The sequence below is a fragment of the Aedoeadaptatus acetigenes genome (assembly GCF_025566985.1).
In the GTDB taxonomy this organism is placed as follows: domain Bacteria; phylum Bacillota; class Clostridia; order Tissierellales; family Peptoniphilaceae; genus Aedoeadaptatus; species Aedoeadaptatus acetigenes.
In genome coordinates, this window is the sequence record NZ_JAOQJD010000001.1 from 11376 (window position 1) to 29663 (window position 18288).

Annotated in this window: 22 protein-coding genes; all 22 read right to left on the reverse strand. The window is 52.6% G+C overall.

The features are described from left to right. Window positions 1-23 precede the first annotated feature (23 nt). Window positions 24-2102 carry a bifunctional 4-hydroxy-3-methylbut-2-enyl diphosphate reductase/30S ribosomal protein S1 gene (locus OCV31_RS00065; RefSeq protein WP_148471424.1) on the reverse strand — a complete coding sequence of 693 codons (2079 nt, stop codon included), beginning with the start codon at window positions 2100-2102 and terminating at the stop codon, window positions 24-26. Beyond that, window positions 2083-2670: a lysophospholipid acyltransferase family protein gene (locus OCV31_RS00070; protein ID WP_148471426.1), complete on the reverse strand. Its 588-nt coding sequence runs from the start codon at window positions 2668-2670 to the stop codon at window positions 2083-2085. Before OCV31_RS00070 ends, OCV31_RS00065 begins: the two co-directional genes overlap by 20 nt. After that, window positions 2660-3313 carry a (d)CMP kinase gene (gene cmk, locus OCV31_RS00075; protein ID WP_148471428.1) on the reverse strand — a complete coding sequence of 218 codons (654 nt, stop codon included), beginning with the start codon at window positions 3311-3313 and terminating at the stop codon, window positions 2660-2662. Before cmk ends, OCV31_RS00070 begins: the two co-directional genes overlap by 11 nt. Next, the gene (locus OCV31_RS00080; RefSeq protein WP_148471430.1) at window positions 3314-4525 is read right to left on the reverse strand and encodes a BaiN/RdsA family NAD(P)/FAD-dependent oxidoreductase; all 1212 of its coding nucleotides are present in this window, start codon (window positions 4523-4525) and stop codon (window positions 3314-3316) included. Beyond that, the gene (locus OCV31_RS00085; protein WP_148471432.1) at window positions 4526-5083 is read right to left on the reverse strand and encodes a tRNA (mnm(5)s(2)U34)-methyltransferase; all 558 of its coding nucleotides are present in this window, start codon (window positions 5081-5083) and stop codon (window positions 4526-4528) included. Beyond that, on the reverse strand, window positions 5074-5784 hold the full coding sequence (locus tag OCV31_RS00090) for a pseudouridine synthase (RefSeq protein WP_267303703.1): 711 nt from the start codon (window positions 5782-5784) through the stop codon (window positions 5074-5076). The genes OCV31_RS00085 and OCV31_RS00090 overlap by 10 nt, the downstream gene beginning before the upstream one ends. Next, a complete protein-coding gene (gene scpB / locus OCV31_RS00095) occupies window positions 5781-6302 on the reverse strand; it encodes an SMC-Scp complex subunit ScpB (RefSeq protein ID WP_148471436.1) in 522 nt (173 codons plus the stop codon). The genes OCV31_RS00090 and scpB overlap by 4 nt, the downstream gene beginning before the upstream one ends. Continuing rightward, window positions 6280-7023, reverse strand: a complete 744-nt coding sequence (locus OCV31_RS00100; RefSeq protein ID WP_148471438.1) for a segregation and condensation protein A — start codon at window positions 7021-7023, stop codon at window positions 6280-6282. The genes scpB and OCV31_RS00100 overlap by 23 nt, the downstream gene beginning before the upstream one ends. After that, window positions 7020-7628 (reverse strand): site-2 protease family protein, encoded by a 609-nt coding sequence (locus tag OCV31_RS00105; RefSeq protein ID WP_148471440.1) that lies wholly within the window; start codon window positions 7626-7628, stop codon window positions 7020-7022. Before OCV31_RS00105 ends, OCV31_RS00100 begins: the two co-directional genes overlap by 4 nt. Next, the gene (locus tag OCV31_RS00110; protein ID WP_148471442.1) at window positions 7618-8928 is read right to left on the reverse strand and encodes a thymidine phosphorylase; all 1311 of its coding nucleotides are present in this window, start codon (window positions 8926-8928) and stop codon (window positions 7618-7620) included. The genes OCV31_RS00105 and OCV31_RS00110 overlap by 11 nt, the downstream gene beginning before the upstream one ends. Window position 8929: 1 nt before the next feature. Further along, entirely contained in the window at window positions 8930-9727 is a 798-nt protein-coding gene (locus OCV31_RS00115) for a purine-nucleoside phosphorylase (RefSeq protein ID WP_148471444.1), read from the reverse strand. Further along, entirely contained in the window at window positions 9711-10262 is a 552-nt protein-coding gene (locus OCV31_RS00120; protein ID WP_148471446.1) for an NUDIX hydrolase, read from the reverse strand. The genes OCV31_RS00115 and OCV31_RS00120 overlap by 17 nt, the downstream gene beginning before the upstream one ends. Before the next feature lie 8 nt (window positions 10263-10270). Continuing rightward, a complete protein-coding gene (gene recN, locus OCV31_RS00125) occupies window positions 10271-11926 on the reverse strand; it encodes a DNA repair protein RecN (protein ID WP_148471448.1) in 1656 nt (551 codons plus the stop codon). A gap of 1 nt (window position 11927) precedes the next feature. Then, window positions 11928-12722 carry a TlyA family RNA methyltransferase gene (locus OCV31_RS00130; RefSeq protein ID WP_148471450.1) on the reverse strand — a complete coding sequence of 265 codons (795 nt, stop codon included), beginning with the start codon at window positions 12720-12722 and terminating at the stop codon, window positions 11928-11930. A 4-nt stretch (window positions 12723-12726) separates the two neighbouring features. Further along, window positions 12727-13503, reverse strand: a complete 777-nt coding sequence (locus tag OCV31_RS00135; RefSeq protein WP_148471452.1) for a polyprenyl synthetase family protein — start codon at window positions 13501-13503, stop codon at window positions 12727-12729. Then, window positions 13493-13696 (reverse strand): exodeoxyribonuclease VII small subunit, encoded by a 204-nt coding sequence (xseB, locus tag OCV31_RS00140; protein ID WP_108831675.1) that lies wholly within the window; start codon window positions 13694-13696, stop codon window positions 13493-13495. The genes OCV31_RS00135 and xseB overlap by 11 nt, the downstream gene beginning before the upstream one ends. Then, entirely contained in the window at window positions 13686-15017 is a 1332-nt protein-coding gene (xseA, locus tag OCV31_RS00145; protein ID WP_267303704.1) for an exodeoxyribonuclease VII large subunit, read from the reverse strand. The genes xseB and xseA overlap by 11 nt, the downstream gene beginning before the upstream one ends. Beyond that, a complete protein-coding gene (nusB, locus tag OCV31_RS00150) occupies window positions 15004-15507 on the reverse strand; it encodes a transcription antitermination factor NusB (protein WP_148471456.1) in 504 nt (167 codons plus the stop codon). Before nusB ends, xseA begins: the two co-directional genes overlap by 14 nt. 12 nt (window positions 15508-15519) lie before the next feature. Continuing rightward, the gene (locus OCV31_RS00155) at window positions 15520-15888 is read right to left on the reverse strand and encodes an Asp23/Gls24 family envelope stress response protein (RefSeq protein WP_148471458.1); all 369 of its coding nucleotides are present in this window, start codon (window positions 15886-15888) and stop codon (window positions 15520-15522) included. 74 nt (window positions 15889-15962) lie between these two features. Next, window positions 15963-16574 (reverse strand): ribonuclease HII, encoded by a 612-nt coding sequence (locus tag OCV31_RS00160; RefSeq protein ID WP_148471460.1) that lies wholly within the window; start codon window positions 16572-16574, stop codon window positions 15963-15965. Continuing rightward, the gene (gene ylqF / locus OCV31_RS00165) at window positions 16555-17418 is read right to left on the reverse strand and encodes a ribosome biogenesis GTPase YlqF (RefSeq protein WP_148471462.1); all 864 of its coding nucleotides are present in this window, start codon (window positions 17416-17418) and stop codon (window positions 16555-16557) included. The genes OCV31_RS00160 and ylqF overlap by 20 nt, the downstream gene beginning before the upstream one ends. Beyond that, window positions 17408-18250 carry an HAD hydrolase family protein gene (locus OCV31_RS00170; protein ID WP_148471464.1) on the reverse strand — a complete coding sequence of 281 codons (843 nt, stop codon included), beginning with the start codon at window positions 18248-18250 and terminating at the stop codon, window positions 17408-17410. Before OCV31_RS00170 ends, ylqF begins: the two co-directional genes overlap by 11 nt. Between the last annotated feature and the right edge of the window lie 38 nt (window positions 18251-18288).

Sequence of the window (18288 nt, forward strand, 5' to 3'; positions counted from 1 at the left end):
CCTTAGAAAGCGCATTTGTTTTATTATTCTTCGTCTTGGGATTCTTCCGCATCGACGGTTTCGAGTTGATCGAAGTTGATCAGATCGCCGATCGCCATGGAGAAGCTTTCTTCTTCAGGTTTCGCTTCTACTTGCGGTTGTTCTCTGCGACGAGGTTTTTGCTCTTTCTTTCTTTCGCGAGGAGCTTGTTCGTCTTCGCCGCCCGGTTGAAGGGCCTTCATGGAAAGAGAAATCTTCTTGTCTTCGAAGTTGATATCGGTGACGCGAACGTCGATTTCTTGACCGATTTCTAAGACATCAGACGGTTTTTCGACGTGTTGTCTGGAAATTTGAGAAACGTGCAGTAAGCCGTCTACACCGGATTCCAGGCGAACGAATGCGCCGAAGTCCAGAATGTTTACGACGGTACCTTTTACGTCGTCGCCGACTTGTACGGTTTCAACAAAGGTATCCCAGGGTTTTTGGGTGGTTTGTTTTAAGCCGAGGGCGATGCGGTTCTTTTCTTCGTCGATTTTCAGAACCAGTACCTTTACCTTTTCGCCGGGGCTTACGACATCGCTGGGATGTTTCACGCGGTTCCAGGAAAGTTCAGAGATGTGAATCAATCCGTCTACGCCGCCGACATCGACGAATGCGCCGAAGTTGGTAAGGCGTTGAACCGTACCTTCGATGAATTCGCCTTCTTGAAGGGTGCTGTACACTTCTTTGCGTTTTTCTTCGATTTCCTTGGATTCGATGTTTTTGCGAGAGAGGACGAATTTTCTTCTGCCCTTATCGAAATCGATGATTTCGCATTCTAAGTCTTCATCGACGTATTTGCTTAAATCTCTTTGGAAACGTACGGAAACGTGGGATGCGGGAATAAATCCGTTTAATCCGTCGACGTCACAGGTCAAGCCGCCTTTGACGACATTGGTGACGTGAGCCGTAACCGTTTCGCCGTTTTCAAATTTTTCTTCCATTTCATCCCAAACTTTCATGTTTTCCACGCGTTTGAAGGATAAAACGACATTACCGTCTCCATCGTCCATTTTCATTACGTAAACCTGAATTTGATCTCCTTGGTTGAAGATTTCACTCGGTTTTACATTGGGATCGTTGGACAATTCATCTCTGGAGATGATACCGTCTGCGCGGTAGCCGATATTAACCATAACCTCGTCGTCGGTTACGTATAATACCTCGCCATCGACAATTTCACCGCGGCGTACGCGCGTGAAAGAGTTTTCAATGGCCTCCATCATTTCATTGTTCATTTCGTCCCTGTTCATATTATCCATTCTACTAACAGCCTCCTTGATTACCGAATCCGGAGTGGATGCCCCGGCGGTAATACCAATTTTATTGAATTTTTTAAATGGACGTAGATCGAGTTGATTTATGGTTTGAATATGGTAGACATTATCGCAATGTTCTGACGCAATCTTTACGAGCTTCTTCGTATTTGCACTATTCTTACCACCTATAACGAGCATACAATCCACATGAGTAGCCAACATGCGACAGGCATCCTGACGGTCGTTTGTGGCTTTACATATGGTATTATACCTTAAAATCTCCCCGGTGAAAACACCTTTTAGCCTTTCTTCCACAGAATCAACCAATTTATTGGGATTTGTCGTCTGGGAAACAAGGGCAATTTGATCTTTCTCACTTAAAGGCAAGGCGTCCGCCTCATCGGCGTCTGCGACGATGTAGACCTCGTCGCCGTAAGAGGCGATGCCCTTCACTTCCGGATGGTCTTTGTCGCCGACGATGACCACGGGAATGCCCTTGGTGTTGTTTTCCTCGACGATGGTGTAAATCCTCGAGACAAAGGGGCAGGTCGTGTCTATCACGCGGTTGCCTTTCGCGCTCAACTCTTCCTTTAAGGCTTTCGTCGTGCCATGGCTCCTCGTAATGACCGTGGCGTTTTCAGGCAGATGGGCTTCGTCGATGAGCTCTACGCCTTTTTCCCGCAGGTCTTCGTTTACTTGGGCGTTATGCACAAGCTCCCCTAAGATCTTCACGTCGTCGTAGGCCTGAGCCGTCTGAAAGGCGCTTTCCACAGCGCGCTTCACGCCGCCGCAAAAGCCGTAGCATTCACTCAACAGTATTTCCAAGGTAGTTTCTCCCTTCGTAAATGGTGGCCATTAAGGCGCGCATGCGTTTTTGGTATTCCTCTTCGGTGAGTTTTTCCTTTTCGAAGGGAATCGGCACACGGAATATGTAGCGCCGTTTGCGAAAGAGTTTGTAGTCCCCTTCGATGTATAGGGGCAGAACTTCGGTCCCGGTGCGGGAAGCGAGAAGAATGGTGCCGGGCTTAGCCCGGTCGTAGTCCACGTCCTTGACCCGCGTTCCCTCCGGAAAAATGCCCACGATCTCGTTCTTTTTTAATGCCCGCATGGCGATAATGGTGCTCTTCGCATCGCCGTGGTCCCGGTCGACGGAGATGGCGCCGACGCCCTGAAGGATTTGCTTTAAAATCGGCTTTTCAAAGAGCTCCCGCTTCGCCATCCAGCGCACCTGCTTGGGAAAAAGAATCGAAACGAAGAGGGGATCCCAATTGCTCTTGTGATTGGCCACCAAAAGATAGGCCTTGTCCTCCAGCTCGGGCATGTTCACCACTTCGTAGGGATAGAGGATTTTTAAAAGCCACCCGGTAATGCCTTTCACGAAATTATAAAACATGGCCGTTCTCCACGTAATTCACCATGGTGTCCAATACTTCTTCTTCGCTCATGGCGGTGGAATCCACGAGAATGGCATCCGCTGCCTGCTTCAAGGGAGCCACGGCGCGATTTTTATCACGCTCATCCCGGGCGTGAATGTCGGCTTTAATGGTTTCCATATCCACGGCTTCGCCAAAGGCCAGGCGCTGTTCGTAGCGACGTCTCGCCCGCTCTTCTTCCGACGCCGTGAGGAAAAATTTCACATCCGCCGAGGGCAGCACCACCGTGCCGATGTCCCGCCCTTCCATGACGACGCCGCCGTCTTCAGCGAGCCGCCGTTGCAGAGACAGAAGATAGTCCCGCACCGCCGGCTCTTTCGACAGCTGCGAGGTCTTTTGGGAAATGGCCTCCGTGCGAATCACATCGCCCAGGGCCTCGCCGTTTAATTGCACGGCGCCGTCTTTGTAGTCGATGGACTGAGCGTCCACGCGCTTCAGAAGCTCCTTAGTGGAAAGATCCCCACCTTCTCTTACGGCGATGTAGGCGATGGTGCGGTAGAGGGCGCCGGTGTCGATGTATTCGTAGCCCAGACGCTTTGCCAGGGCGCTTGCGATGGCGCTTTTCCCCGCGCCTGAGGGTCCGTCAATGGCGATGGTTTTCATTTATTCCTCCTCACCGGAACACATGCCGGCTAAGTACCCGCTCGAAAATGCGATCTGTAAATTAAAGCCCCCGGTGGGTCCGTCCACGTCCAAAACTTCTCCGCAGAAGTAGAGACCCTTGGCCTTTTTGCTTTCCATGGTCGAAGGATCCACGTCCTTTACGTCCACGCCGCCGGTGGTAATGATCCCGGTATTTTCGTTAAACAGTCCGGCGTAGCGCAGGCGAAAATTTTTCAGTGTATGAATCAGCCCGCGCCGCATCTGCGCCGACAGCTGATGGGCCGGCAGATCCTGATCCACCTGCGCCTGATCCAACACCGGTGCGATCAAAGACTTGGGAAGCAGGTTCTTCATCAGATTGTGCATGGCCCGATTGGAATTGTCCTTCACTTCGCGCAGAAGCCGCTTATCAAGCACCTCTTCTGTGAGGGCGGGCTTTAAATCGAGAGACAAGTCCACTTTATCGGAGCGATTAATCTTCGATGAGAGACTCAGGACGATGGGCCCGCTGATGCCAAAGTGGGTAAAAAGCATTTCCCCAAAATCGGAGAAGCTTCCCTCTTTCGTCGTCGCCGTAAGGGCCACGTTTTTTAAGGTCAGGCCGGACAGCTCTTCTAAGTAGCTTTCTTTGAGTTTTAATCCCACGAGGCCCGCCACGGGCTTGATGATGCCCATGCCGAAATCCTCGGCGAAACCATAGCCGTCGCCGGTGGAGCCTGTGAGTCGATAGGTCATGCCTCCTGTGGCGACGATCACCTTGTCTCCGCGAAACGTGCCCCTGTTTGTCCTTAGAACATAGCCGTCTTCTTCTCTTTCAACGGATTCTACCGTGGTGTTCAGGCGAACAACTACTTTCCTCTTTTCCAGTTCCCTTGCCAAGGTTTTAATGATATCCGAGGACTTATCGCTTTTCGGAAAGACTCGATCGCCCCGCTCCACCTTTAAGGGGGTGCCGCGGCTTTCGAAGAAATCTTTCAGCATGGCGGCGGTGAAACTGTAATAGGACGAGTACATAAAGCTTGCATTGCGATTCAGGACTTCAAAGAAAAAAGGATCGTCGCAGTCGTTACAGAGATTGCACCGTCCCTTGCCTGTAATAAACAGCTTCTTTCCCAATTTTTCATTTTTTTCGATTAAGGTGACCTCTGCCGTCTCCGCCGCTTTTATGGCGGCCATCATGCCGGCGGGTCCGCCTCCTATGACCAGTATCATTTAACACCTCGCGATGCCTACCCAGTAGGGCGGGCAATGATTTTGATTGGGAAAGGTGATTTTTACCACCTTGTACGCTTTCTGATCCAATGCGCCGATCAACGCTTCCATGCCCTCGCTCTCAACTTTTCCTGCGTCGTGGCCGGGATAGATCGCGAGACTGATAAGGGCGCCGAATTTCATGTTGGCCAGGATTGCATTTAATGTCCGCTTTGTGGCGGGCCAAGTCGTGGTGATCTCCTTGTCGCCGCCGGGCAAATAGCCCAGATTCATGACAAAGGCGTCGACCTCAGAGAGCTCCACATAGCGGGAAACATTTTCGTGGCTGTCGAGAATCAGCTCCGCGTTTTTAATCGCTTCTTTTTTTAAAAGGGCCTCCGTCTTGTCCATGGCGGCCTGCTGAATATCCATGGCCAGGACGCGACTCGCCCGACGCGCGAGAAACAAGGTGTCTTTTCCGTTTCCCGCCGTGAGATCCACGGCGAGATGGTCCTTCTTCAAAAAGTTTTCCAGGACCACGTGGGACCAGGCCACGGCCGATGTAGGCATTACTTCCATGATTTTAACGCCCGAATTTCTTTTTCCCGAAGGGGACGGTACTCCCCTTTTCCCAATTGGCCCAGCTTTAGGGGGCCCATTTGAATCCGCTCAAGCTCAACTACTTCCGCGCCCACGGCTTCAAACATGCGGCGGATTTGGCGATTACGGCCCTCATGTATGGTCACTTCCATGCGGGTCTTTGCGTTTCTGTGTTCCAAAATTTTGAACGTCGCCGGCGCCGTCATGCCGTCACTGAGTTCGATGCCCGTGGACAATTTCTTTGCCGTCGTCTCGTCTACCACGCCTCTTACCGTGACGCGATAGGTCTTTTCCAGTTCGTATTTCGGATGGAGCAGGCGCTGGGTCAATTCCCCGTCGTCCGTTAAAAGCAAGAGCCCCGAGGAATCCATGTCCAGCCTCCCCACGGGGTAGAGCCGCTGCCCTTTGCCCGTGGGCACCAAATCAAGCACGGTCTTGCGCCCCTTGTTGTCGTCTACGGTAGAAACGACGCCGCGGGGTTTGTTCAATAAGACGTAGCGATTTGTCTTCGGCAGGCGCAGAAGCTTTCCGTCGACGGTGACTTTGTCACTTTCCTCCACCTTCATGCCCTGTTCCGTCACGGTTTCGCCGTTTATTTTTACACGTCCGGCGTCGATAATTTCTTCGCATTTTCTGCGGCTGGCGACGCCGGCGTGGGCCATGTATTTTTGAAGTCTCATGATTTTTCCGTCTCCTCTATTGCTTCTTCTTTCGGCAAGTCCTCTAAGCCGGACAAACCGAATTTTCGTAAAAAAGTCTCCGTAGTGCCGTACACTTTCGGGCGGCCGGGAATTTCCATGCGTCCGAGGACGGCGATTAAGTCGATGCGCTCCAGGCTTTTCAGCACCTGATCGCAGCGCACGCCTCGAATCTCCTCGATCTCGGATTTCAGCACCGGCTGCTTGTAGGCGATGATGGAAAGTGTCTCGAGGGCGGCATTTGAGAGACTCTTCGTTCGTGTCTTTTTCGCAAATTCGCTAATGGCCTCGAAGAGCTCCGGCTTCGTGGAAAGTTGATAGCTGTCGTTGACACAGACCAGGCGCAGGCCGCGGTCATCTGAAGAAAGATCCTCTTTTAAGGCATTGACGGCGTGACGTAGCTCCAGGGCCGTGACCTTGAGGGCCTCTGCCATCTCTTTTTCTGTAATTGGATCGCCCCAGGCAAACAACAAGGCTTCAACTTTCGCTTTCAGTTCCATGGATCCTTCCTTTTTTTATCAGTACAATGTCTTTTCCCTCTTGGATGCAACTGATCTTCTCAAGCTTCATGAGCTCCAACAGGGTGAGAAAAACCGTCACGATTTCGATTCGACTCTGTGCGTCTTCCATCATTTGAAGAAATCGCGGCTTCTCCCACTTCCTGAAGGCGGCGTCGATTTTTTCCGCTGCCTGTTTGAAGCTGAATTCCGCGGCGGGAATTTTTTCCAGAGACTGCCGAGCCGCTTCGTGGATCTCAAAGCGCACCATGACGTCGCGAAAGGCTTTCGCCAGGCGGGATGCGTCGCCTTCGGCCAAGAGCTCTTCTTCGGAAAAATCCGAAAAATCCTCCTGCTTCTTGTAGACGGCGCCGTCTTCGTAGGCGGCCATTTCATCCAAAAGGAGGCTCGCCGCCTTCATGCGCTTGTATTCAACAATCCGTTCTACGAGGCCGGCGCGGGGATCCTCTTCTTCCTCTTCCTCCTCCGTCACGGGCTTTGGTAAAAGCATGCGACTTTTAATGGCGAGAAGGTAGCTGGCCATGGCGAGAAAATCCACCATGGAATCCAACACCGGGCCTGAGATGCCATCCAGATAGGCGAGAAAATCGTCGACGAGGACGTGGATTTGAATATCGTAAATATCCATCTCCCGCTTTTTGATCAGATCCAAAAGCACGTCCATGGGGCCGGAAAAAGAGCCGTACACGAATTCATAACTCATGAGAGAAGCATCATGGCCAGGCCCACGCAAACTTGAATCAGACCTTCAACAGCAGGCCCGATAATGCGGGGAATAACCCCGGTGACCACGCCTAAAAACAAGATCCAGTAGAAGTATTTTTCGTATTGGTAGAAGTAAAACTCCGTCTTCGAAGGGAGGAGTGACGCCAATACCTTGGATCCGTCAAGTGGCGGCAGGGGCACGAGGTTAAAGACGCCGAGCATGGCATTGTACCAGAGAAAGTGCAGAAAGAAATTGCTGATCACAAATTGATGCTTCGACGTCCACACGAAGAAAAAGGCACCGAGAATGGCGAAAATAAAATTCACCGTCACCCCGGCCAAGGAAACGAGGATCGTGCCTTTTTTGCGGTTCTTGTAGTAGGACGGATTGATGGGCACGGCCTTCGCCCAACCGAAGCGAAAGACGATCATAAACAAAAGCCCGATGGGATCGATGTGATCCAGGGGATTTAAGCTTAATCGGCCGTCCCGCTTCGCCGTGTCGTCGCCGAGGAGATAAGAGACGTAACCGTGGCCGATTTCGTGGCCGACGATGGCGATGATTAACGCGGGAATGGACCATATATAGGTACTAATGTCCATGATAAACCTCGTCGATAATTAAAGGTGCCGCGGGAACCGGTTCTTCGGAAAAAGATACGATCGCCAGGAAGCGATGGGCCAGCTCTTCCATGGGGCGATTTTTCCCGCCATAGAATGTGGCGAGGACGTCGCCTTTTTCCACGTAATCGCCGCGCTTTTTGTGTAAATAGACGCCGGCGGCCATGTCAAGTTCATCGTCCATGGTTACGCGTCCCGCGCCTAAATCCCTCGAGATAATGCCGACTTCGTGGGCAGGCAATTGACTCAAATAGCCTTCGGTATCACTGATCACGTCGAAGGTTTTTTCAGGTTGAGGGAAAACAGAAAAATCGTCGATGACTCCGTCGTCGCCGCCTTGATTTTTTATAAAGGCTCTGAGCTTGTCCAGGGCCTTGCCGCTTTCGATCAACGCTTCCACCTTTTTTTCAATGGCTTTTTCGTCGCCGCCTTCGGCCAGGTGAATCAATTTCGTGGACAAAAACACGCAAAGGGCCGTTAAATCCTCGGGCCCTTCGCCCTTTAATGTGGCGATGGCTTCTTCCACTTCCAGCGCATTGCCCACGGCGCGGCCCAGGGGCTCTTCCATGGCCGTTAAAATGGCCAGGGTCTTTCGTCCGAAGGTTTCGCCGATGTGCACCATGGTTTCCGCCAATTTGCGGGCCGATTCTTTATCTTTCATAAAGGCGCCGTCGCCAACCTTCACATCCAAGAGCAAGCAATCGCCGTGAATGGCGAGCTTCTTGCTCATAATGCTCGATGCAATCAGGGGAATGGAATCCACCGTGGCCGTGGCGTCCCGCAGGGCGTAAAGCTTTTTGTCCGCCGGCGTAATGTTTGCCGTCTGCCCCGCAACGGCCATGCCGATGGCATTGGTGGATGCCACGATTTCATCCATGCTCAAATCCACACTCATGCCGGGAATGGATTCCAGCTTGTCCAAGGTGCCGCCGGTGTGACCCAGGCCGCGGCCGCTCATTTTGCCGAAGGGCAGCCCGTAGGCCGAGAGAATGGGCCCGATGATCAGGGTGGTCGTATCGCCTACGCCGCCGGTGGAGTGTTTGTCCACCACCGTGCCCTTAATGGAGGAAAGGTCCACGGTCTCACCGGATTCGATGATGGTGCGGGTTAAATCGGCGATTTCGTCGCCGTCCATGCCGGAAAAGTAAATGGCCATTAAGAGGGCGCTCATTTGGTAATCTTTTACGGCGCCGGAAAGGTAGCCGGCGATGGTGCTTTCGATTTCTTCTTTCGATAAGGCCTCGCCGTGCTTTTTCTTTTCGATAACTTCCAATACGCTCATATTAAATCGCCTCGATGGTCTTCGTAACCAATGCCTTAAAATCGTCGGCGACCCGTGCGGAAATTTCGATCACTTCCTCATGTTCCAAGGGTTGATTCAAAATGCCCGCCGCCATATTGGTAATGCAGGAAATGCCGATGACCTTCACGCCTCGGTGGTTGGCGATAATCACTTCGGGCACGGTACTCATGCCCACGGCATCGGCACCTAAAATGCGGGCCATGCGCACTTCCGCCGGCGTTTCGTAGCTGGGGCCTGTCATGTACATATACACGCCCGATTGATGCTTGATCTTCAATTCTTCGGCCGTGGATTTCGCCAGCGCCGCAAGCTTCGGATCGTAGGCATAGGACATATCCGGGAAGCGCTCGCCCTTGCCGTCGTTGGGGCCGATTAAAGGATTCTTTCCGTTGAAATTAATGTGATCGGTAATAATCATTAAATCCCCGGGCTCAAAACCTTCGTTGACGCCGCCGGCGGCGTTGGTCACGGTTAATGTTTTTATGCCCAGTTCGCAGAGAATCTTTGTTGGAAAGACCACATCGGCCATGTCCACGCCTTCATAGAAGTGGATGCGGCCTTTCATGGCGACGATGTTTTTTCCCGCCAGGGTACCGAAAATCAGCTCGCCGCTGTGGCCCTGAACCGTGGACTGTTTAAATCCGGGAATGTCTTTGTAGGGAATGGACACGGCGTTTTCGATGGTTTCAGCGAAATCACCTAAGCCGCTTCCTAAAATAATGCCGATCTCCGGGCGGAGGTCGGTTTGTTTATCTAAGTATTCAATGGTTTTGTTCATTAGCATCTCTCATTTCTTTTACGGCGTAGAGCCCGATAATGGTTTTTGCGTCGATAATTTCGCCCAATTTGATCATGCGCAGGGCTTCGTCCAGATCCATATAGACCACTTCCAAATCCTCTGTCTCATCCAAGTGCATTTCACCGGGCGTGGGATTTTCGCAATAGAAGATGTGGATCTTTTCGTTGGTAAAGCCCGGGGACGTATAGGCTTCAAGGAGAAACTCGGCGGATTCCGCTACGAGTCCCGTTTCCTCGGCCAGTTCCCGAATGGCAGCCTTCATGGGATTTTCGTTGTGTTCGATAAGCCCGGCGGGAAGCTCCAGAAGACATTTTTTCGTGGCGATTCGATACTGTTTCACGAAGGGGATTTTACCGTCTTCACACAGAGCCACCATGGTGCAGCCGCCGGCGTGTTCTACCACTTCCCGCTTGCCGTAACGTTGACCGTCCAGCTCTACGGTGTGGCAACTCAAAGTGACGACCTTGCCTTCATATATTTTTTCGCTGCGTATAATGCGCTCTTCAGAAATCATAAAACCTCCTAGATTCGGTTTCGTAACATTTCGCGTGCTGTCTCTCGCGTCTTTTCCGTGTCCTCGCCGCTGATCATGGTGGCCAACATGGCGATGCGTTCCTCGTCGTTGAGTTTTTGAACGTAGGAGACCGTGCGTCCCGCTTCCAGTCGCTTTTGAATGCGGTACTGGCGATCGGCCCGCGCCACCACTTGAGGCAAGTGGCTGACGACGATGAGCTGCCTGTCTTCAGATAGACGCTTCATTTTTTCCGCCACCACTTTCGCGGTCTTGCCGCTCATGCCCGTGTCCACTTCGTCAAGAATGAGGATTTCCCGCTCGTCCAATTCGGAAAAGATGCTGATAAAGGCTAAAAAGATGCGGCTGATTTCGCCGCCCGAGGCGATGTCCGCCATGGGAAGCAAATCTTCGCCTCTGTTTGTGGCGACGAGGAAGCGGACGCCGTCCATGCCGTCTGCGGCCAAAGCTTTTTCGGAAAAATCCACCTTAAATGCCGCGCCCTGAATGTCCAGCTCTTCCATCTCCCGGGCCATACGCCCTTCAAGCACTTGAGCCGCATCCATCCGGCGCTTTCTCAACCGAAGGGAAAGGGCCGTGGCCGCTTCCATTTTTTCCTCGCAGGCCTTTTTCATGGTTTCAACCACGTGTTCGTAATCGTCGATAAAGTCCAGCCGCTTCCGGCTTTCTTCCAAAAAGGCCTGGATCTTTTCGTAGCTGTCGCCGTATTTTCTCTTCATGGAATTGATCGTATCCAAGCGATCCGTCACTTCCTGCAAACGGCCGGGATCGTCGTCAAAATTTTCGCCCCTGTCACGAAGGGTTTGCGCCAGGTCCTGAAAACCGTAGCGCATGTCTTCAAAGGATTCGAAGAGATCGGCGAAATGGCTGTCGTTTTGCGCCACCTTTTCAAGTGCTGCACCGTACCGATCCAAGAGGGAGCGAATGCCCCCTTCTTCAAAGGCCAACTGATTCATTTCATTTAGAAGTTCCAAGGTTTCCGTATGGCTGTTTCTCGCGCGAAATTCTTCGGCCAAGGCTTCGTCTTCCTCTTCTTCCAGGGCCAGAGTTTCGATCTCCTCGATTTGATAGCGCAAGAGATCCCCTTCACGAGCCAAGGCCTCGGGATCCTTTACCTCGGCTTTTAATCGGTCTAAAAGCGCCCGGTACGCGCCGTAGATTTCTTTTAACTCGGCGAGATCCCTTTTGTGCTCCTCGCCGCAGAAGCGATCCAAAAGCTCCAGCTGAAAATCCGGTTTCATGAGAAAACTATTTTCGCCTTGCACTTCCGACAGGGCGAGAATAGAGCCGAAGTCTTTCAAAACTCCATTCGTCACGATTTTTCCGTTGATTTCCGACAGAGACGGCCGATCGCGGTCGATGCTTCGCTCCACAATAATCACGTCTTCAAAGGGAATGTTGTGTTCCGCGAGAAAATCCAGGGCCTTTTTGTTTTTCGTCATAAAAACGCCCTGAACCGACGCCTTCTCCGCGCCTTTTCGAATCATATTTTTTTGAGCCCGCCCGCCGAGAATCAATCCGATGGCGTCCATAATAATGGATTTTCCCGCGCCGGTCTCCCCGGTCAATACGGAAAAGCCGTCGTGAAATTCCATGGACGAGTGATCGATAATGGCGAAGTCATCGATTTGAAGGCGTAAAAACATATTAGCGAAACTCCTCCCCGGACGCCCGCACCACGCCGTCGATGTCGACGGGCTTCGATGCCGCGACCTCCTTCGTCATAAGCATTAAAAATTCCGTGTTCCCCGTCGCGCCCTGGATCGGCGAGAAGGTCAATACCTCAGGATACATACCCAAATCCGCGACGAGATCATGTATTTTATTTAAAACTTCCCGGTGGATCTCCGGGTCGGAGACGATGCCGCCCTTGCCCACCTTGCCTTTGCCCGCCTCAAATTGGGGCTTAATCAATGCGGCGATCTTTCCCGTCTCGGACAAGTAGCTCACGGCTTTGGGGAGCACCAATTCGAGGGAGATAAAGGACACGTCGATGGAAATAAAATCCATGGCGTCGTCCAGATCCTCCGCATCCAGATAGCGCACATTGGTCCGCTCCATAACCACGACCCTTGGATCCACTCTCAGGGAATAGGCCAGCTGATTGTAGCCCACATCCACGGCATAGACCTTCCTGGCGCCGTGGGCCAGCATGCAATCGGTAAAGCCGCCGGTTGAGGAGCCGATGTCCATGCACACTTTGTCCGTCAAGTCGATCCCGCAATTTTCGATGATTTTTTCCAGCTTAAATCCCCCGCGGGAGACGTATTTCAGGCTGTGTCCCTTTACTCTGATTTCCGCATCGGCATCGATCATTTGCCCCGCCTTGGCGATGCGCTCCGTGCCGATAAAGGCTTCGCCCGCCATAATCATGGTCTTGGCTTTTTCCCGAGAGGGCGCTAAATTTTTCTTCACTAAAAGGACATCTGCACGCTCTTTCACGCCATCACCTGTCTCTTTTTAAAATCTTATTGACCAGTGCTTCCGTTTCCTCGAATTGACCCACAGAGGCGAGGAGGCTTAAACATTCCTCGGTGTATTCACGGGCCTTCACCAGGTAGTCGTCGGGATTCACTTCCGCGCCGTCTTCTTCCAAATCGAAGTAGTCGTCTTGAAATTGATAGCTCAGGCCCAAGGTTTCGCCGACGCGATACAAGGTGTCGTTCATTTCTTTGGGTTTCCCCGCCAAGGCACCTGCCATGGCGAAGCAGGCCCCTAAGAGGGCGCCGGTTTTTCGCTTGTAGATCACTTCATCGCCGGAGGATGCGCCGGCGCGAATATCCAAGACCTGGCCGTCCACCATGCCCGTGGTGCCCGCAGCTTTAAATAAGTATTTCATGGCCTCGATTCCGCCCGCGGGATCCAAAGACGCCCCTTCGGCGGCAAGCTCTGCCGCTTGGGAAAGGAGCCCGTCGCCGGCGAGAATGGCCAAGGCTTCGCCGTAGGCCTTGTGGCAGGAGGGCTTCCCACGTCTGAAATCGTCGTCGTCCATGGCGGGCAAATCGTCGTGAATCAAGCTGTACGTGTGGATGGATTCCATGGCGGCAGCAAAGTAAAAGGCGGCGTCGCCTTCGTAATTCAAGTCCTTTAATACGGTGTAAAAAAGCGTGGGCCGCACCCGCTTGCCTCCCGTAAACAGGGAGTAGAGCATGGCTTCTTTTAATTCGTCGGCCGCCGAGGGGATGGCCTCGTAATATTCCTTTAATCGCTTATCAAAGTTCATTGTCGCCCTCCTCTTCCATGCCTTCGGTGAGCACGCGAACCTTTTGTTCCAGGCCCTTTAAATCTTTTTCCAGTTCCTTGTAAAGGGACGTGGCCACTTCGTAGAGCTTCACCATTTCCTCCAAGGAAAGGTCTTCATTTTCCATGCGCTCCACGATTTTTTCCAGTTGCTCCGACTTTTCTTTATAATTCATGACCGTTCCTTTCTATGGAAAGCACGCGGGCTTCGACGGACCCGTCGATGAGATCTATATTTAACACGTCGCCCACGTCGAGCTCCGTTGCCGATCGTATGTAGCGATCACAGACGCGCACCCGCGGCTTCACCCGCTCCTTGCCCATGGCCTTCATGCGATTGTCGAGCTCCGCTAAATCCCGCTGTGCATTTTTTACTGCCAGTGACGACTCACGCACCATGCGCTGCTTGAGCGCAGCAAGCTGCTCCATATCCCTCTCCGCCCGCGCCGGAAGATTCACGGCCTTTATGCGTATACCGTCGCTTTTCAGGGATTGCTCGTGAAGATTCAGCGTCTCTTTCATGCGAAAGTCCATGCGCTCTTTCACGGCCTTTTGGGCCAATCGCTTGTTTAAAATGGCCTCCATGGATACGGCCTGATGCAGGCGGTGGCCCAGGGCGTCGTTTCGCCTTCTTGCCTCTTGAAGATTCAAGGCGATGACGTGTTCCATGGTGCGAAGGCGCGCCCTCGAGGCGGAGAGAATGTCTTCCCGTGGGCTGACGATAATTTCCGCGCCGTGGGTCGGCGTCGCCGCCCGCACATCGGCCACGTAATCGCAAAGGGTTGTGTCCACCTCGTGGCCCACGGCAGATACGACCGGATGGCGTCTTTCGGCCAAGGTGCGAATCAAGGTCTCGTCGTTAAAGCAAAACAAATCTTCCATGCTGCCGCCGCCACGGGTAATGAGGACCACATCCACATCATCCCGCGCGTCCAGCCGTTTGAAGGCCCGGGCGATGGAGGCGCCGGCCCCTTCCCCCTGCACGAGGGTAGGTGAGACGATGACGGAGACGGCGGGATTTCTGTTGGCCGCCACCTGCAAAAAATCGTGAAGAGCCGCACCGGCCGTGCTGGTGACCACGCCCACGGTCTTCGGCATCTGAGGCAAAGGCATCTTTTTTTCCATATCAAATAGACCTTCTTTGCTCAGAAGGTCTTTTAATTTTAAGAAAAGTTTGTAAAGGGCGCCTTCTCCGGTGAGCTCCATGGTCTTCGCCACAAATTGCAACCGTCCGGAGGGGGCGTAAATGGCCACGGAACCGTTCATTTCCACTTCCATGCCCACGCTGAATTCCATGTCCGACGCTTCGGCGTCGTCGCGGTACATAATGCAGTCCATGCGAGCCTTGTCGTCTTTTACGGTGAAATAGACATGGCCGCTTGCCGCCGTTTTTATTTCGGAAAGCTCCCCTTTTATCAAGACGTGATTCAACATGTAATCGGTCTTGAGCACTTTTTTTGCATAGGCGAGAAGCTCCGATACGCTAATTGGGTTCATAGCCGCCTTCTCGAACGATATGGCCCAAAACGCCGTTGACGAAGCGAGCGCTGTCGTTAGAACTGTACATTTTCGCCAAATCCACGGCTTCATTTACGGAAATCGGCGGCGCAATATCTTCGTGATACATGATTTCCGCCACGGCGACGCGCAAAATAGACAGATCCACAGCGGAAATGCGGCGAATGGAACCGTCTTTTAAGTGATCGGTGATCATTTTGTCGATGGCGTCTTTGTTTTCGACAATGGTTTCGACGCAGTCGATAATGTAGGCCTTTTCATCAGGTGAAAAGGGACTGTCCGACGCGGATTCCAAACGCATGGCCGCTTTCTTTTCGCTGAAAACGTGGCGATACATTTCCTCCACCTCGTGGGCTTCCCAGACGCTTTCGAAAAAAGATTCCGCCACGTCCATGGAAAAATCGCCTCTGTGTTCCATTGCAAATACAACCTGCATGGTTCCGATTCTTGAAAGTTTTCTGCTCAACAAAATTCCTTCCCTTTATACGGATTCTTTTTCTTGGGCGCGCACGCCGTTGACGTGAACATTCACCGCCGTAATGTCCAAATCCGTCATGTTTTCAAGGCTGATCTTGACGGCGTCTTGCACTTCTTCTGCCACTTCCAAGATGTTGCGTCCGTATTCCACGACGATGGAAATATCCACCACGCTTTTTTCTTCGTCGGCGGTGACTTTGGTCTTCGATTGGCCTCGTCCGGGCAAGAAGTCGCCGATGTCTCTTTTCGTCGTGTAGCTATTATAAACGCCTTCGACCCGCGTAGCCGCTTCCTGAGCGATCCGCGTAATCACGTCGTCGGCTATTTTTACATTGGTGTTCCCCGCAGGGTCAACAAAATATTTTTCAACCATTTCTGCCTCCTATTTTACCTATTATACCATAAACCGCAGACAGGCAAAAACAGGCCCGACGGCACTTTCTGTCTCTATTTGTTTAAAATTTTCGTCAAAAAACTCATGCGATGCCCCGCCGAGGGACCGAGGGCGCGAATGGCTTCCCGGTGCTGTTTCGTGCCGTATCCCTTGTGTTTTTCTATGCCGTAGCCCGGATAGTCCTCGCCCCACTGAATGCAGAGCCTGTCGCGATGCTCCTTTGCCAATATGGACGCGCAGGCGATGGTATAAGACAGGTCGTCGCCGTGGATGATCGCCGCCTGATGACAGTCCAGATCCATGGTTTCCGCATCGACTAAAAACAGGATGTTCTTGTCCGGAAAATGGGCCATCGCCTTCTCCGCTACCGCCTTCATGGCACGCCGCGTGGCCTGTTTTATATTGATGGCATCGATTACTTGTGCACTTTCATTGGCGTAGGCATAAAAAACCGCTCGCTCTTTAATGGCCGCTTCCAGTAGGCCGCGTTTTTTCGGAGAGAGTTTTTTTGAATCCGTCACGCCGTCAATGGCCTTATCCAGAGGCATGATGACGCAGGCCGCCACCACGTCGCCGAAGAGGCAGCCGCGGCCCACCTCGTCGATGCCGGCGATGCAATCGTAGCCTTCTTTCAGATGATCCAGATCAAAATTCAGATCGGTCATCGGCGCGCTCCAAGGTAATCGGTCCCCACTTGCCGGCGCGGAATTCGTCCAGAATCAAGTGGGAGACTTTCGTGTAGTCGATTTCGCCGCCGCGGATCAAACAGCCCCGGCGTTTGCCAATGGCGTCCATGACCGCCACGGGATCGTCAAAGGTTTCCGTAAGATTGTAGCGCGCCATCATGGGGGCTTCGAACTTTTTCATGGCTTCTTTAACGAGTTCAAAGGCCAGGGTCTCCACGTCCATGATCTCGTCTTTAATGGAGCCGGTGTAGGCTAAATGGCGACCGCGAATGGGCGGATCCAGCTTGGGCCACAAGACACCCGGGGTGTCCAGGAGATCGAAGGCTTTGTGGTGGCGAATCCACTGATTGGTCTTTGTAATGCCCGGGCGATTGCCGATGGCGGCGGATTTTTTCCCTGCCAGCTGATTGATGAAGGTGGATTTCCCTACATTGGGAATCCCCGCCACCATAACCCGCAGCTTGCGCTTTTCCATGCCTTTTTCCGCTTCTCTTTCCCGCAAATCCTTTACAGAATTTTCCAGGGCTTCGGTGAGCTTCTTTTCATTGAGCTTCGATGTGGCGGAGAAGGCAATGGCCGAGGTGTCCGCCTGCCCGTTGAAGTAATCGATCCAGCGCTGTGTTTCCTTCGGATCCGCCAAATCCGATTTGTTTAAGAGCATGAGCACGGGAATGGAGGTGAGCACCTCGTCCAGAAGCGGATTGTAGCTGCTCACGGGAATGCGGGCATCGAGGAGGACCACCGCCACGTCGCACTGGGCCTTCATGCTCTTTAAAGACTCGATGGTCTTTTTCATGTGCCCGGGATACCAATTAATGTTCATCCCCCGCCTCCTTTCTCACAATGGCATCGACGCAGCGAAAGGCGCCGTAATTTTCAGGCGTTTCTTCGCAAATGCTGTCCGCCACTTCTTTTACATCCTCCGGCGCCGAAGCCATGGCAATGCCCACGCCTCCGTGGGCGATCATGGCCCCGTCGTTTCGGTCGTCGCCGACGACGATCATCTCTTCCGGAGCGATGCCTTTCATCTTGCCGTAGGTGCTCAGGCCCCGCCACTTGTCGCTGCCCTTGCCGATGATTTCAAAAAGGGAAAGTTTCGGATCCCTGCTCTTCAGCAAATGGGCCGTGAGTCCACCTTCTTTAATCACCGGCTCCTCGATTAATCCTTCGAAGACATCGGGGGTGGTGTAGCCGGCCACGGCCAGGACATCTTCTTTTAAAAGATCATCCAAGGACATTTCTCTGTACATGTTTTCGTAAAAAACAATGTAGGAGGCTTCCCGCTCCGTTTGCTCGTGGAGGGTAACCAAATCGTAGCCTTTGGCGTAGCTGTCCACGTGAAAAATCGGATGGAGCCCCCGAGCTTCGATGGCCGCCGTTAAGGGGCGAATGGCGTCTTTATCGAAAACGAAGCGGTCCAGGGTCTCTTCCGAATTTTTACGGCGAATTAAATTGCCGTTGTTGCTGATCAGGACCATTTCATCCTTGTAAGGAGCGAGTTCCCGCTTCAACGAACGAAAGGGGCGGCCACTGGCCACCACCGTTTCGATGCCCATTTCTTTCCAACGTTGCACGTACTCGATCATGGTTTCATCGAAAGGTTGTTTTCTCGCGGCGATGGTGCCGTCGAAATCCAGTGCAATTAATCGAATCATAGTCCCTCCGAATAAAAGAGCGACTCCATGAGCCGCTC

What these genes read in the sequence shown, in the direction of transcription:
- OCV31_RS00070 (WP_148471426.1), bottom strand. Translation starts at nt 2,670, where the DNA reads ATGTTTTATAATTTCGTGAAAGGCATTACCGGGTGGCTTTTAAAAATC.
- cmk (WP_148471428.1), bottom strand. Translation starts at nt 3,313, where the DNA reads ATGAAAACCATCGCCATTGACGGACCCTCAGGCGCGGGGAAAAGCGCC.
- OCV31_RS00080 (WP_148471430.1), bottom strand. Translation starts at nt 4,525, where the DNA reads ATGATACTGGTCATAGGAGGCGGACCCGCCGGCATGATGGCCGCCATA.
- OCV31_RS00085 (WP_148471432.1), bottom strand. Translation starts at nt 5,083, where the DNA reads ATGGAAGTAATGCCTACATCGGCCGTGGCCTGGTCCCACGTGGTCCTG.
- OCV31_RS00090 (WP_267303703.1), bottom strand. Translation starts at nt 5,784, where the DNA reads ATGAGACTTCAAAAATACATGGCCCACGCCGGCGTCGCCAGCCGCAGA.
- scpB (WP_148471436.1), bottom strand. Translation starts at nt 6,302, where the DNA reads ATGGAACTGAAAGCGAAAGTTGAAGCCTTGTTGTTTGCCTGGGGCGAT.
- OCV31_RS00100 (WP_148471438.1), bottom strand. Translation starts at nt 7,023, where the DNA reads ATGAGTTATGAATTCGTGTACGGCTCTTTTTCCGGCCCCATGGACGTG.
- OCV31_RS00105 (WP_148471440.1), bottom strand. Translation starts at nt 7,628, where the DNA reads ATGGACATTAGTACCTATATATGGTCCATTCCCGCGTTAATCATCGCC.
- OCV31_RS00110 (WP_148471442.1), bottom strand. Translation starts at nt 8,928, where the DNA reads ATGAGCGTATTGGAAGTTATCGAAAAGAAAAAGCACGGCGAGGCCTTA.
- OCV31_RS00115 (WP_148471444.1), bottom strand. Translation starts at nt 9,727, where the DNA reads ATGAACAAAACCATTGAATACTTAGATAAACAAACCGACCTCCGCCCG.
- OCV31_RS00120 (WP_148471446.1), bottom strand. Translation starts at nt 10,262, where the DNA reads ATGATTTCTGAAGAGCGCATTATACGCAGCGAAAAAATATATGAAGGC.
- recN (WP_148471448.1), bottom strand. Translation starts at nt 11,926, where the DNA reads ATGTTTTTACGCCTTCAAATCGATGACTTCGCCATTATCGATCACTCG.
- OCV31_RS00135 (WP_148471452.1), bottom strand. Translation starts at nt 13,503, where the DNA reads ATGAACTTTGATAAGCGATTAAAGGAATATTACGAGGCCATCCCCTCG.
- xseB (WP_108831675.1), bottom strand. Translation starts at nt 13,696, where the DNA reads ATGAATTATAAAGAAAAGTCGGAGCAACTGGAAAAAATCGTGGAGCGC.
- xseA (WP_267303704.1), bottom strand. Translation starts at nt 15,017, where the DNA reads ATGAACCCAATTAGCGTATCGGAGCTTCTCGCCTATGCAAAAAAAGTG.
- OCV31_RS00155 (WP_148471458.1), bottom strand. Translation starts at nt 15,888, where the DNA reads ATGGTTGAAAAATATTTTGTTGACCCTGCGGGGAACACCAATGTAAAA.
- OCV31_RS00160 (WP_148471460.1), bottom strand. Translation starts at nt 16,574, where the DNA reads ATGACCGATCTGAATTTTGATCTGGATCATCTGAAAGAAGGCTACGAT.
- ylqF (WP_148471462.1), bottom strand. Translation starts at nt 17,418, where the DNA reads ATGAACATTAATTGGTATCCCGGGCACATGAAAAAGACCATCGAGTCT.
- OCV31_RS00170 (WP_148471464.1), bottom strand. Translation starts at nt 18,250, where the DNA reads ATGATTCGATTAATTGCACTGGATTTCGACGGCACCATCGCCGCGAGA.